At 65.3% G+C, this 13,620-nt stretch carries 15 protein-coding genes; 9 read left to right on the forward strand and 6 right to left on the reverse strand.

The window, feature by feature from the left end:
* Positions 1–253 precede the first annotated feature (253 nt).
* Positions 254–1,390, forward strand: a complete 1,137-nt coding sequence (locus tag CP556_RS03865; RefSeq protein WP_098724426.1) for a hypothetical protein — start codon at positions 254–256, stop codon at positions 1,388–1,390.
* 125 nt (positions 1,391–1,515) lie between these two features.
* Here the strand turns inward: CP556_RS03865 and CP556_RS03870 are convergent, their stop codons facing one another.
* The gene (locus CP556_RS03870; protein ID WP_098724427.1) at positions 1,516–2,079 is read right to left on the reverse strand and encodes an NUDIX hydrolase; all 564 of its coding nucleotides are present in this window, start codon (positions 2,077–2,079) and stop codon (positions 1,516–1,518) included.
* A gap of 196 nt (positions 2,080–2,275) precedes the next feature.
* On the opposite strand from CP556_RS03870, the gene CP556_RS03875 reads away from it, so the two are divergent.
* Complete coding sequence (locus CP556_RS03875) at positions 2,276–2,551, forward strand: PadR family transcriptional regulator (protein ID WP_098724428.1); 276 nt, start codon at positions 2,276–2,278, stop codon at positions 2,549–2,551.
* 102 nt (positions 2,552–2,653) lie between these two features.
* On the opposite strand, the gene CP556_RS03880 is transcribed toward CP556_RS03875, so the two are convergent.
* The 3 genes from CP556_RS03880 to CP556_RS03890 all read right to left on the reverse strand — a co-directional run bounded on the left by CP556_RS03880 (position 2,654) and on the right by CP556_RS03890 (position 4,258).
* Positions 2,654–2,902, reverse strand: a complete 249-nt coding sequence (locus CP556_RS03880; protein ID WP_098724429.1) for a DUF7511 domain-containing protein — start codon at positions 2,900–2,902, stop codon at positions 2,654–2,656.
* 228 nt (positions 2,903–3,130) lie between these two features.
* Positions 3,131–3,859: a profilin-fold protein gene (locus CP556_RS03885; protein WP_098724430.1), complete on the reverse strand. Its 729-nt coding sequence runs from the start codon at positions 3,857–3,859 to the stop codon at positions 3,131–3,133.
* 87 nt (positions 3,860–3,946) lie between these two features.
* Positions 3,947–4,258, reverse strand: a complete 312-nt coding sequence (locus tag CP556_RS03890) for a hypothetical protein (protein WP_098727274.1) — start codon at positions 4,256–4,258, stop codon at positions 3,947–3,949.
* A gap of 178 nt (positions 4,259–4,436) precedes the next feature.
* Here CP556_RS03890 and CP556_RS03895 point away from each other — a divergent pair, with 178 nt between their 5' ends.
* The 5 genes from CP556_RS03895 (at position 4,437) to CP556_RS03920 (ending at position 9,937) form a co-directional block, all read left to right on the forward strand.
* Entirely contained in the window at positions 4,437–4,826 is a 390-nt protein-coding gene (locus CP556_RS03895; protein ID WP_098724431.1) for a pyridoxamine 5'-phosphate oxidase family protein, read from the forward strand.
* Positions 4,827–4,978: 152 nt separating this feature from the next.
* Positions 4,979–6,685: an RICIN domain-containing protein gene (locus tag CP556_RS26540; protein WP_255291400.1), complete on the forward strand. Its 1,707-nt coding sequence runs from the start codon at positions 4,979–4,981 to the stop codon at positions 6,683–6,685.
* A gap of 136 nt (positions 6,686–6,821) precedes the next feature.
* Entirely contained in the window at positions 6,822–7,250 is a 429-nt protein-coding gene (locus tag CP556_RS03905; RefSeq protein ID WP_098724432.1) for a DUF5518 domain-containing protein, read from the forward strand.
* Between the two features lie 188 nt (positions 7,251–7,438).
* Positions 7,439–9,019, forward strand: a complete 1,581-nt coding sequence (locus tag CP556_RS03910) for an acetolactate synthase large subunit (RefSeq protein ID WP_098724433.1) — start codon at positions 7,439–7,441, stop codon at positions 9,017–9,019.
* A 240-nt stretch (positions 9,020–9,259) separates the two neighbouring features.
* The gene (locus tag CP556_RS03920; RefSeq protein WP_098724435.1) at positions 9,260–9,937 is read left to right on the forward strand and encodes a hypothetical protein; all 678 of its coding nucleotides are present in this window, start codon (positions 9,260–9,262) and stop codon (positions 9,935–9,937) included.
* Positions 9,938–10,016: 79 nt separating this feature from the next.
* Here the strand turns inward: CP556_RS03920 and CP556_RS03925 are convergent, their stop codons facing one another.
* Positions 10,017–10,340 carry a hypothetical protein gene (locus CP556_RS03925; RefSeq protein ID WP_141551627.1) on the reverse strand — a complete coding sequence of 108 codons (324 nt, stop codon included), beginning with the start codon at positions 10,338–10,340 and terminating at the stop codon, positions 10,017–10,019.
* 189 nt (positions 10,341–10,529) lie between these two features.
* Here CP556_RS03925 and CP556_RS03930 point away from each other — a divergent pair, with 189 nt between their 5' ends.
* Positions 10,530–12,617 carry a hypothetical protein gene (locus CP556_RS03930; protein ID WP_098724437.1) on the forward strand — a complete coding sequence of 696 codons (2,088 nt, stop codon included), beginning with the start codon at positions 10,530–10,532 and terminating at the stop codon, positions 12,615–12,617.
* 42 nt (positions 12,618–12,659) lie between these two features.
* Here CP556_RS03930 and CP556_RS03935 read toward each other — a convergent pair whose 3' ends face one another.
* Positions 12,660–13,094, reverse strand: coding sequence for a PadR family transcriptional regulator (locus tag CP556_RS03935; protein WP_176548113.1), 435 nt, complete (start codon positions 13,092–13,094; stop codon positions 12,660–12,662).
* 249 nt (positions 13,095–13,343) lie between these two features.
* On the opposite strand from CP556_RS03935, the gene CP556_RS03940 reads away from it, so the two are divergent.
* Positions 13,344–13,589 carry a helix-turn-helix domain-containing protein gene (locus CP556_RS03940; protein WP_098724438.1) on the forward strand — a complete coding sequence of 82 codons (246 nt, stop codon included), beginning with the start codon at positions 13,344–13,346 and terminating at the stop codon, positions 13,587–13,589.
* The last annotated feature ends 31 nt before the right edge of the window (positions 13,590–13,620 follow it).

Here is a 13,620-nt window from a genome sequence, read left to right on the forward strand (position 1 = left end):
CCGCACGCGCGTGGCAGCGCGAGCGGCGTCGACGACTCGAGAGCGCAGTGATCTTTCGGGCCACCAATCGACGGTTTCGACGCGAAATGGCAGGTAATCAACTGCTAGGAAGCCGGCAGAGTACCGGAATCGCAGGGGACCCGGACAGAAAGTCGGGACGGGACGTGCGGCCGGTCACAACGGCCGTTTTCTTCGATCTAATCTCGTAACAGTCTGCCAGTTTTAGCCCGGAAACCGTCGTCTCTCGGTTCGTATGGTTTCACGACCGCAAACGATCGGTGTCGCGTTCGTCGCGCTGTTGGTGATGCTCTCGGGGGGTCCCGCCCTCGTCGGCGCAACGACAACAGCCGCGACCGACGACGCCGAAGACATGAGCGAACCGAGCGCGACACTGCAGAACGTACAGGTCGGCACGCTGGAACTCGAGAACGTGACGGTCCAGAACGCGACAATCGAGGAACTGACCGTCCAGCAGCTAGACGTGCAGGGCGGCGAAGCCGAACTCGAGCAACAACTGAACGAGACCGGCGAGAACCAGTCTACCGAAAACCAATCTGTGGGGAACCAGTCCGGCGAGGTGATACTCTCGAACGTTGCCTTCGAATCGCTGGCGCTCGAGAACGTCAGCCTCGACGAACTCGGCGGTGGGAACGAGGGCATGGCCGCCACCGAGACCGGAAACGAGTCCGCAACGGGCAACGAGACCGGAAACGAATCGTCGACGGGACTCCAGCAAGTGATCGACGAGGACGCCAGCACCGTGATAGTACAGAACATGACGATCGAGTCCATGAACGCCGACCAGTTGACGATCGATGACCTGACCGTCAGCGAAGGCGGCGATGGCGGTGGAATCCTCTCCGGCATCTCCGACGCCATCGGGGACCTGTTCGGCGGTGACGATGACGGCGGTGACGGTGACGGCGAGAATCAGACCGCAACCGACGGGAACGAGAGCGTCCAGGAGATCGAGTCGCTGACCATCGAGCAGTTCGACGTCGGCGAGATCACGTTCGAATCCATGACCGTCGGCTCCCTCGAGAGTCAGCAGGCGGACAACGCGACGAGCGAAAACGCGACTGCGAACGAGACGACCGAAAACGAAACCGCGAACGAAACGGGTGACAATGTGACCGCGAACGAAACGGCGGCGGGCGGCAACGAAACGGCGGCAGGTGAAACCGTCTCGTCGGTTTCCGCGGGAGCGATGACGGTCGAGAACAGCTCCGTCGATACCCTCACCCTCGGCGAAATACAGGGCCTCGAGGGAGCGCTCGGACAACCGGCCGATGGTGCGGCGAACGAAACGGCAACCGAAACGAACGCGACCGGGAATGAAACGAACGCGACTACGAACGAGACCGACAACGAGACGAACACAACGGGGTGACGATCGAGGCCGACGCACCGAACCAAACGCCGTGAGGAACCGAGCGGCGTGACCGGCTCGAGCCGGTCGAGTGCCGCGTTCCAACGCGATCAGTTCGTTTCGGGTCGAGCCGCGATCCGGATCGATCAGTCGATACCGCGATCCGGATTGATGAGTCGATAATACGAGACGGCGAGCACCGTCCGACCGTCGCGGATCTCGCCGGTGACCACGGCGTCGGTCAGTTCCTCGAGGGGGAGTTCCATCGGACGAATGCTCTCGTTGTGGTCGAGTCGCTGCTCGGCGGTCGGTCGGCAGCCGTCGGCGACGAAGAAGTGTAGCACGGAGTCTGCGATCCCGTTGGCCGGCTCGACGGTCACCAGCGCCTCGAGTTCCGTGGCCTCGTACCCGGTCTCCTCGGCGAGTTCTCTCCGAGCCGCGGCCTCGAGATCGTCGTCATCGGGCTCGACTCCGCCGACGGGAAGTCCGCGGCTGATTCGCGAGACGGCCTGTCGCCACTCCTCGATGCAGACGACGTCGCCGTCGGGCGTGAACGGTAGGACGCAGACGCTCGGGGCGTCCGAAAGGTAGTCGAACTCGGATTCCGTGCCGTCGGGGAGTCGAACGGATTCGTTAACGATATCGAACCCCGGACAGGAGTAGGCTACTCGACGATCGCGAGTGTCCCAGGCCAGTGGATCGGTTGGCATAGCGGCCGATACGGCGGTGAACGTCAAAAACGCGGCGTCACGGCTACGGCGTCACGCGCGGTCGACGGTGGACTATTGGCACCGAGCGTGCTCGGTCGATAGCGGTCCTACGGGTCGCATTCCGGCTCGAGCGACGCCGTATCCGCTCTATAACAAAGCCACAGAGCGGTGAACGTCCTCACTCAGAGGGTGATCCATGGATCAGCTAACTGGCTTCCAGCGCGACCTGTTGTACGTGATCGCAGGGAAAGACCGGCCGTCCGGGCAGGAGATTCTCGACGACATCAATAACTACATCGACCAGCCCGTCACACACGGTCGACTGTATCCGAACCTCGACACGCTCGTCGAGAAGGAACTCGTCGAGAAGGGCGAACTCGACCGGCGGACGAACTACTACGCGCTGACGCCGAAGGGCCGACGCGCGCTCCAGCGTCGCCAGGAGTGGGTCGACCAGTACGTCGACGTGTAACTCCGGGCGGCCTCCTCTCGAGAGGGTTTCACCGGTAGCGCCTCGCTTCGCGGTGGGATCGGCTTGCGTTGGGAGCCGGTTTGCGAACGCACGCGACCGCCGTCACCGGGCGTCGTCGAGATCGACGACCGCCTCGAGATCCGCGGTCAGCCAGGCGTTCAGTTTCTCCGTCGTGGTGCCGTCGCATGGGACGAGCGTACAGCGATCGTCGCCGGATTCGTATCGGACGACGACGGCGTCGAACAGTACCGCATCGGCCTCGTCGGTGGGAGCAGCGTCCTCGTGGGCAGTTCCGTCGTCGATCCCGTCGGCAGAGCCATCCATAGTAGTCCAGGCGAGCGTCATCGCCACCGTCACGTAGGCGCGACCGGTACAAAACGACTGCTAGGTGTCATATAGAGCGGTTGGGTCGACTGTGTACCGCTCCCGAACCGCTACGCGAGCCGGCTCGCGGTGGCGATCGATTGGCAGTGGCAATTGACTGGCGGTTACGATCGACCGGCGCCGGAGCCGTCGAACGAGATCGACTCGAGTCGTCGGGTATCCACAGATGAACCGAACCGTCCGGTCGACGAACGGCTAATCGTCACCGAAGCTGACCTGCGCGAGATCCGCCTCGAGGTCGGCGACGTGCTCGTTGAAGTCGGCGACGAACGCGGGAACGTCGCCGGCCAGTCGGCGGACTTCCGGTGCCGCCGGCGGGCCGTACTGCGAGAGGAGGTAGACGCCGTCGGAGCCGCCGACCCGCAGATACGAGGCGAGGTCTTCTTCCCACTTCAGTTCCCATCGGGTACCCGAAATCGTCGTCGCGTAGGTACCGTACTCGCCGTCGTAGCGGTGGAGCTGACTCGCCATCGCGTTGCAGACGTCGCGGATGCGCTCGACGATTCGGTCCCGCTCGGCGACCAGTTCTGCCGTCGATTCGGCCTCCGGGAATTCGTCGGAGACATCCGCGAGAATCCCCTCGAACGAGCGGACGTACTCGTTGTAGGCCGCGACGAACGCCCCGTAGTCGGCCATCGCCGTCTCGAGGGCCTCGGGTTCGGGCGGCTGCTTGCTCGAGACGACGTAGATTTCCGACCCCGATTTCGGGTCGAATCTGAGGTACTGGACGTCGCCGGCCTCGTACTTGAGCGTCCAGCTCCCGCCGTCGGTGTTGAACGTCTCCTGCCCGTAGTCACCGCCCTGGAAGACGGCGAGTTCGCGCGCGATCTCGCCGGCGTGTGTGCGAACGCGAGCCGCCAGTTCGTCCCGCCGCTCGGCGATTTCGTCCATCTCCTCGACGTCCGCCTCGAGTCCGTCGGTCATCACTCGAGGAAGGGGGCGAGACCCGGTAACGGTTACGCCATCACGACGGGAACGCGCAGCCGTCGTCGGACGGTGACGAGAGGCAAGTCAGTCGAAAATGCTGCTGTTGTTCTCGCTATCGTTTCCGGTCTCGTTGGTCTCGTTGGTCATATTTCCGGTCTCGTTAGTCATGTTTCCAGTCTCGTTGGTTTCGTTTTCGGTCTCGTTCTCGCCGACCGGTTCGTCTTCGGTGTCCTGCCCGTTTCCGGTCCCCTCTTCGGTTTCGGTCTCGTCGTCTCCGTTACCCGTGTCGTTGTCGTCGCCACCGGGGCCGCCACAGCCAGCGACGAGCGCAGTCGACGCCGCGACACCCGTTAGTTGCAGTACTCGTCGGCGAGTCGATCGCTGCTGATCGGTCATACAGGTGAGGACACTGTCAATATCCATAAGCCGTCAGCCGTCAGCTGCGTGGGGATTGACATCCCGTGGCACGTGCTAACTTTCGACTTCACGGGATCGATTCCGGCAGACGAGGTGTTCGCTCGCTCGCGATCAGTGTAGGCGACACATCCAAACCGAGGGCCGGTGAACGACACCCATGGCTCCGATACCCGAAGAGTTCCACGACCTGTTCGAGACGGAAACGTTCGCCCACGTCGCGACGCTGACCGAGGAGGGCCTCCCCCACGTCACGCCGGTCTGGATCGACTACGACGCGGACGACAACCGGTTGCTGGTTAACACCGAACGCCACCGCCAGAAGGCGCGGAACGCGGAACGCAATTCCGCGGTCGGCGTCAGCATGACTGATCCCGACGACCCCTACCGGTTTCTCTCGGTGATCGGCGAGGTCGACGAGATTACGACCGAGGGCGCTCGAGAACACATCGACGAGCTCGCGCGGCGGTACACGGACAACGACGAGTATCAGACGCCGATCGAATCGGAGCGTGTCATCCTGCGAATTCGGCCGGACCGGGTCCTCTGACGCCGCTAGTACGGGTGCCGGCACGCGAGCGTGCCGTCGATCCGACGAGCGCCGCGTGATGGTCGCTCGAACTGGACCGCCGTCCGATGGGGTTTAGATTGCATCACAAATGAGGATGAAACGATAGGTGGGCGCATCGACTTCGTTCGATCGTGTCACAGCCAGATGCGGTACCCGCGACGGACGAACGCGACGAATCGAAGACAACTGACTGGACCCGACGAGCCGCTCTGACGGCACTCGGTGCGGGTGCTGTCGCCGGACTCGGCGCACCTGTCAACGCAAGCAGCCACGACGCGGCGGTCTGGTCGTCGGGCGGGACGTGGTACGCCGACGCTCACGGCTCGGGCGTTTACGCGGGCGGCGACATGCTCGACGCGATTCAGGCCGCCGTCGACGGGCTCACGCCGGGCCGAACGACGAAGGAGACGGTCGTGGTCGAAAACGGCGGGACGGTCGGCCCAACGAGCGAGGTCCATGCGGTTGACCTACCCAGTTACACGACGCTCGACGTTCGCGGACCGATCACCGTCGAGGACACTGGCGACGACCTCGTCGTTCCGATTCGCGCCCGGAGCGTCGAGTCGATCGAGATCCCGAACATCACGGTAAACGGAAATCCGCGATACGGAATCTGGGTCCAGAGCTGTGCAGACGTGACGCTGGGGAACGTCGAGATGGCGCTTTACGAAACCAGCAGCATCGGTCTCGGCGTCCGAATCGACGACGACGACGGCGACCGTTCGCGGAACGTCTCGCTGAATTCGGCAACCATCGAGGGCTGTGCCCACCACGCGATCGAAACCTACGGCGTCGACGGGGTCGGCATCGGCACCGTAACGACCGCCGACACCGGTGGCTGCGGCCTGCTCTTGAACGATACGACCGACGCGACCGTGGGGACGGTCGACGCGACGAACCCCGACCCCGGGGGCGGGTACGCCGGGTTCCGGGTCGCAAACGGCGGCGGCCAGAACGTCACCGTCCGGGAGGTCATCGTCCGCGGCGGTGCCCGCGGCGTCTTCGGCGTCTCCGGCAGCAGCGGTTTCACCGTCGAACACGTCGACATCGAGGGCACCACCAGCCAGGGGATCCTGCTTCAGGACTGCCAGAACGCCGCCATCAACGGCGGCATCATCCGTAACAGCAACAGCGAGGGGGTCCGCATCGACTCGCGCGATGGCGGCTCCCACCCGGCCGCGGAGAACGTGACGGTCCAGAACCTGCGCGTGGTCGACGATCGAGCGACGCCACAGCAGCCCTACGGGATCCGCGAGACCGGCCCCGGTACGGCCAACAACGCCATCCTGAACAACGACCTCAGGAACGCCGGCACCGTCACCGATCTCGAGGTCTCCGCCTCGAGCACGGAGACGCGCGGAAACGTGCTGACGGGCGAGGAACCGCCGGACGACGGAGCGTCCGGCGGCGTGGCTGACGGCCGATACGTCCTCGAGAACGTCAACAGCGGCACGGTCCTCGAAGCGGCGAACGCTTCGACGGCGGACGGTGCCAACGTTCAACAATGGCCCGCCAACGGCCACCCGACACAACACTGGGACGTACAGGACCGGGGCAACGGCGAGTACGAGCTCAGCAACGTCAACAGCGGGAAGCTCCTCGAAGTGGCGAACGCCTCGACGGCCGACGGTGCCAACGTCCAGCAGTGGCCCGCCAACGGCCATCCCACGCAGCGCTGGACGGTTCGAGAGCTGGGTAACGGCGAGTACGAACTCAGCAACGTCAACAGCGGGAAGCGCCTCGAGGTAGCGAACGCTTCGACGGCGGACGGCGCGAACGTCCAGCAGTGGTCCGCCAACGGCCATCCGACGCAGCGCTGGATCCTGTCCGGCGTCTGAGCCGATTCTCGCATCCGTCTCGAGCGCCGGTCAGCCCGGTTCGACGGGGATGAGAGGGATTTCTACGGAAGACAGTGAGAGGCGTTCAGTAGCACAGTATGGAGGGTTTTATATTCGAATGTGGATAGAATCTAGTATGGAGCAAGGGAAACCAATCGCCGAACCCTCGTGGCTCTATCCGATTGCTGTCGGACTCGGATCGATCCCGGTCACGCTCCTCTTTCAACGGCTTTCAATCGGGGACTACGTTCTCGCGCCCGTGCTTTCCGCAGGCGTGATAGCTGGATACCTCGTTGCCGAGCGGCCGATATCGAGTCGTCGCGCCGGTTGGCGAGCGGGGTTGATCGGTGGACTCGCGCTGTCATGGGGCGGGTTTCGATTTCTAACGCTTATTCCCGAGTACTCGTTCGGTCTCAGTACGTCCGTTCTCGCAGGGTTCTCTACAGCACTCGTTGTCGGACTGTATATCGTCTATTTCGGGCTCGTCGGTGGATTCAGCGGGTTCGTCGGTGGCTGGCTCGCCGGCAAGATCGACGGACCTAGATCGCTTTCCGTCACGAACTAACCGCTCCCGTCCGTTCGAAACGCAGACCGCCAGTCACGGATCACGATCGCTCGTTCGTCGGATCGGACGGTGGTTCGAACGCCGCTGCGGGAACGTCGGGGGAACCGAGACCGCCGCGTCCGGCTCGAGACCAGCTTCCGGACCCAGCAGGGGTGATCATTAATGCCAGCGGTGTAGAGGAGACATCCATGGCTACCACCGCGGATCTGCTGGTCGATTGTCTCGAGTCCGAGGGCGTCGAGCGCGTCTTCGGCGTCCCGGGCGAGGAAATCGAGGACCTGCTGTTCTCGCTTCGGGAGTCACCGATCCGGTTCGTCCCGACGCGCCACGAACAGGGCGCGGCGTTCATGGCCGACGTCCACGGCCGGCTGACCGGCGAAGCGGGCGTCTGCTGCTCGACGCTCGGCCCCGGCGCCACGAACCTCATGACGGGCGTCGCCGACGCCCAACTGGACAAGAGCCCGGTCGTCGCGATCACCGGCCAGGGCGGCCGCAAGCGACTCCACAAGGAGAGCCATCAGGCGCTGGACGTGGTCGACGTCTTCGAGCCGATCGTCGCGTGGAACACCCAGATCGCCGAGCCGGAGATCGCACCGGAGTCGGTGCGCAAGGCGTTCAAACTCGCCGAGTACGAGAAGCCGGGCGCGACCCACCTCGAGTTCCCCGAGGACGTCGCCGCGTCGGCGGTCGACAGCGAGCCGATCGAGACGCGCGATCCGGTTCGGCGACCGGACCCGGACGACGAGTCGGCCGCACGGGCGGCGCGGCTGATCACCGAGGCCGAACGACCGATCCTGCTGGCGGGCAACGGCGCGGTCCGAACGCGCGCGTCGGAGCACATCCGCGCCATCGTCGACCGCATCGGGATTCCGGTCGTCGAGACGTACATGGGGAAGGGAGCGATCTCGGACCGCGAGTCGGCCTCGCTGATGACGCTCGATTCGGGACCCGAGAGCGAGGCCGCGCGGGCGATCGAGCGCGCGGACTGCGTCGTCGCGGTCGGCTACGACATCGCCGAGCACGACCCCCAGGGGTGGAACCCGGATCTCGAGAAGACCATCGTCCACGTCGACTACGAGCCCGCGGAGGTCTACCGCCATTACAACCCGGACGTGGAGATCGTCGCCGACGTGGGCGCGGCGCTCGAGGCCATCGACGAGCAACTGTCGGACGGGGCCTGTTCGCTGTGGTGTGGCGATCTGCACGAGCGGCTGCTCGAGGCGGTGACGGAGCCGCCGGCCGACGACGATCCGGTGACGGTGCGGAACGCCCTGCCCCTCCTGCGCGAGGCGATGGCCGACTCGGACGTGCTCGTCTCGGACGTGGGCAGCCACAAGATGGCGATCGCGCAGTCGTTCCCGACCTACGAGCCCAACACCTGCGTGATCTCGAACGGGCTGGCCAGCATGGGGATCGCCGTCCCGGGCGCGCTCGCGGCTGATCTGGCTGTCGAGGGGAACGTGGTCGCGGGCACGGGTGACGGCGGCTTCCTGATGAACGCGGCGGAGCTCGAGACCGCGAGTCGGCTGGACTGCAGTTTCACGACCGTGGTCTTCAACGACGACGATTACGGGCTGATCTCCGAGAAGCAAGAGGATCATCGGGGCGAGCACACCGGTACCGAGCTGACCAACCCCGACTTGGTGACGTTCGCCGAGAGCTTCGGGCTCGAGGCCTACCGGCCCGAGGGCTGGGACGAGATCGAGTCGGCGTTCGACGAGGCCGTGCCGTCCGACGAGTTATCGCTGATTGAGGTTCGGCTCGAGTGAGGCCCGCGGACGATTCGGACGGGAGGTTCGCGCCGGTTCATCGAACCGGATGGGCCGATTCGTTGCGATCGGCGAGCCGGCGAGAACGCTGCGATCGGCGTCGCTCGAGGGAGAGGATCCCACGCTGTCGGCACCGGACTGGGGCCACCGCAGCGGTCCTCGAGTCGTCGGGCCGACGGGACGTCGGCGACCCGGTTTCGAGAAGATATATAGTATTCTACACGCTAGTGTCCGATACTAATGCGGAGACGGACGTTCGTGACGGTCGCCGGCGCGGTACTTGGCGCGGGCTGTTCGACACCGTTGCTATCGCGGTCGAAGGGCGCGCAGTCGCTCGGCGAGACGGTCGGCTACGGCGACGTCGACATCACCGTCGTGAGCGCGATGCGGACCGAGCGGATCACGCTCGTCGGGACGACCGTCGACGACAGCGAGGCGGTCGCTCCCGCGGCGGGATCGGTGCACGCGCTGTTCCTGGTGCGGGCCCACAATACGGCCGGATCGGTCCGGGAGGGGCCCACGCTCAATCCGTCCAACTACGACGTGCTCGAGGAGGGCGACGACGTCGTCACGACGACCGGCGTCAACGACATCATGGTCGTCGGCTCCGGCGACGCCGGCTACTTCCCGTCCGTGGGCACGGAGCTGGGAATGGCGGTCGACAACGGGAACTACGAGCTCCGCGCGGGCGGTCGCGACCTCGAGACCTACCCCGCTGCGAAGACGCGACCCGGCATCGCTCCGGACGCGACGATCTCGGGGTGGGTGGTCGGGACCATCGAGGCGACCGAGACTCCCGAGGTGACGATCACGTACAACAACACCTCGGCGACGTGGACGACCGACCCCGGTGCGGTCCCGCGAGTGACGCCGGCGGAAAACGAGACGACCGATCCGGGCGGCTTCCAGCCGCCGTAGCCTCGAACGGTCGGCACGGGTCGGCCGGTACCGGAGCGTACGATTGGACAGGCCGCCTCGAGTGAGCGGCGAGACCCAATTATCCGTCCCCGCGAGCGGTCGCCCCGTCCGCGCCGGCGTGGCCCGCGCCGATCCCGCAGCTGTCGGCGACGCGTTCGGCGCGCTGGAGGTGGAGCGCGCACCCGGCGTCCGTGAGTCGGTACGGGTCGTCGAGCTCGCGGCGGGCAACGGCCTCGAGACAGTCACGCTGGAAGAGGGTGAGTTCGATCCGGGCGCGTCGGCCGTTCCGTCTGAGGTGATTTGGAAGTATGCGTCTGCTCGAGCGGTGAGCCTCCATCGGCCGGTGGACGCTCTCGTCACACACTCCGGACGAACACTGCAGGGAAACGCACGGGGACGTCATCGTTTGACTGTGAGACGCCAGGTGTGAAGAACCGTTACTGACGGGCTGTGAGAGCTGTCGCCTGGAGATCACGATCGGACGGCGCGGACAGAAGCTTCTTGAGCGGATAGCCGCATCGGGGGGTATGACCAGCACGGGAGTGATCGTCCGCGTATTGGTACCGGAGTACCCGATAAGCGGTGACGGATCGTGACCGGCGACGCCACGGACGGCGTGAACCGGCGGGCGGTACTCGGCGCGCTCGCCGGCGTCGGCGGGGCCGCCGTCGCCGGCTGTTCGGCGTTCGAACGGGAGAGCGACGGTCAGACGAATCAGGTGGACGACGACAGGGCTCGAGCGTTGGCGACGCGGTTCGCCCCGACGCTGTACTTCGACGCGCGCGAGCCGTGGTTTCCGACGGATCCGCAGTCGTACACCAGCGAGCGCGACGGGGAGACCATCGTCACTGGCTTCGACGCGCTCGACGGCTACCACGAACGGTATCGCGAGGGAAGTCCGCCCGAGCCGACGGTGTTCTATCGGGCCGTCGAGTACGAGGAATCGCCCCTCGCCGTGGTCCAGTTCTGGTTCTACTCGGTCTTCGATCAGTTCACGACCAACTTTCACTGGCACGACTGGGAAGTGATGCACGTCTTCGTCGATACGGAGACCGACGAGCCACAGCTGTACGTCGCCAGTTCACACTCCCGGAACGTCCCCAATAACGAATTTCTGGATCCGGATTCCGAGACGGTTCCCCGTATCCTCTCCGAACTCGGCTCGCACTCGAGTACGCTCTCGGTCAACGATGTTCCCGACCGCTTCCAGCGGGTCGCCGTCGAGAACCTGCTCGCGGACATCACGAACACGGCCATCGAAGGGGTCGAGGACCTCGCCGACATCCCGTTGGCGTACGGACTGCCGCGAGACGAGGGGTCGACGCTCCCCTATCTCGTTCCGGAGTACGAGGGCGAACCGCTCTACGACCACGAGCGGTTACCCTCCGTCAGCCGAGAGTCACTGATCCCCAACGAGCTAACCGTCCGGTCGTTCGACGCGTTGACAGCGCCACCATCGGACCTCCCGACGCGGGAAACGGGGCTCGTCTTCCGGCACCGCGAGCGGGCGTCCGACGCCGACGTCGAGTACGATCTCGTTCCGAGCGGCGAACTCGAGCACATCACGGCGTTCACCGGGCCGCAGTTGAGCTTCGAGTTCAGCGTCCCCGACTTCCTCGAGGACGCCGTCGCCGGACACATCACGACGACCGGGACGCCGTGGGACCAGTCCCGCTACGAGAATCCGGCGGCGGATATCTCCGTTCCCAACCATCGGACGACGCTCGCCGATCGCTACGACGCGATCGGTGATGCGGCACCGATCAACACCGTCATCAGCCGCGTCACGGAAGCGGTGACGACCGACGACGCGCCGGACGACGAAGGGCTGACCACGATCGAGAGCGACCTCGAGTCGGTCGTCCTGCTAGAGAGCGATCCCGAGGCGGTCCCGACGTTCGGCGGCGTCGCCGTCGCGCAGGACGTTCCGGCCGGCGACCATCGACTGACAGTCAACAGCGCGGGGCGAGCGCCACACAGCGAGCGCGTCACCGTTTCAGATGACGGAGCCGCGACGGCGGCCGGCGTCGACGGCGAAATCCCGCTGGTCGCCCGCGACCGGGCAACGAAGCTGGAACTCGGCGACGAAACGGGAGCGACCGACCTCGCGTCGGTGGCCGTCGAAGACGACTTCGCCGGGCGGCTCTACGAGTCGGCGGTCGACGGGTCCGACGTCGTCTACGTGCACGGCGGCGGGGCCTACACGACCGAGGTTCGGGACGGCGACGACGCCGTCGGAGCCTATCGGGTCAACCCGGATCCCGCGGCCGAATCGCCGGTTCAAATCGAGCGGCCCGAGACCGGCAAGGAATCGCTCGCGGAGTTCGTGGCGGCCGTCTCCGAGGAGACCAGGGCGGCGGTCGCGGCGGTCGGCGACAGTGAGACCGACGGCGATGGCGATGACGCGGAGAACGGGTCGTCGAACGCCGTCACGGGACTCGAGCAGTCCCTCGCGGCCGTCGTCGAATCCGCGCGGCGAGCCGCCGAGCGGGCGCGCTCGAGTGAGCGCGGGAACGCCGATAGGCAACTGGAGGTGGTCCGCGAGCGCCTCGAGCGGGCGGAGAACCGGCTCGCCGAGGCGAAGGGAGACGTTCCGCCGTCGCTCTCGAACGCGACGGAGAAGCGACTCGAGCAGGCCGACCGGCGCTCCGAGCAGGCACGGGACGCCGAGAAGCTGTAACCGGCGTCTCGGACCGCTCGGACGCCTTGGCTCGAGCCCCGGTTATCCGTCTTCGGTCCCGTTCCCTCGAGCGGTCGCCTCGTCCGCGCCGGTGCGGGCCGCACTGATCCCGCAGCTGTCGGCGACGCGTTCGGCGCGCTGGAGGAGGAGCGCGCGCCCGGCGTCGGTGAGCCGATACTCGCTCGCCCCGTCGGAATTGTCGCGGTCGTCGAGGAGGCCGCGCCCGACGAGGACTCGTAGGTTCGGCTCGAGTCGGGTGCGGGTGACGGTGGGATACGTGCACCCGAGCGTGCACATGATCCCCAGTTCGTCGCACGGCCGGTCGTCGCGCTCGCGGCGGGCGACGGCCTCGAGACAGTCGCGCTGGAAGGCGGTGAGTTCGACCCAGGCGCTGCGGCCGTTCCTCGCGAGGTGACTCGGGAGCGATGCGTCTGCTCGAGCGGGATGTTGAAGGTCCCGCGAATCGTCGTCTGACATGGCTTTCTGCGGGTTACGGAAGCCGCGCGGGCCGGTGGTAGTGACATCGGCCCGCTTCTCAGTGCGACTCTGTTAGTCGATCAGAGCGGCACGGAACTTCCGCATGTACTCTATCGTGACTGTGTCACCATAATTGTTCACATGAATTAATGTGGTTATCCACCCATATTCATTATTCAAATCTGATATATTGGAGCACGAATGACTGTAGACAAGGTGTCAAGGCGAGTGCGACAACCCGGGTCGTGGATGCAGTTGCCAATCGATGACCGGATTCTCGAGTCGCTCGAGTCGTCGGGGATGATCCTGTCTCCCGCGGTTATCGCGATCAATATCGACAAGTCTCGAGACGAGGTGAACCGACGGCTCTCGATACTGGTTGAATACGGAGTCGTTACCCGAGTCAAACGAGGATACTACGAGATTACGGCCGCCGGCGAACAGTATCTGGCTGGGGAGTTGGATGCGGACGGCCTCGAGCCAGGCGAAAGTTGAGTTGCCAAATCACGGCTGGACCCATCAGAGA

Origin of the sequence: Natrinema sp. CBA1119 (genome assembly GCF_002572525.1) — an archaeon.
GTDB lineage: Archaea > Halobacteriota > Halobacteria > Halobacteriales > Natrialbaceae > Natrinema.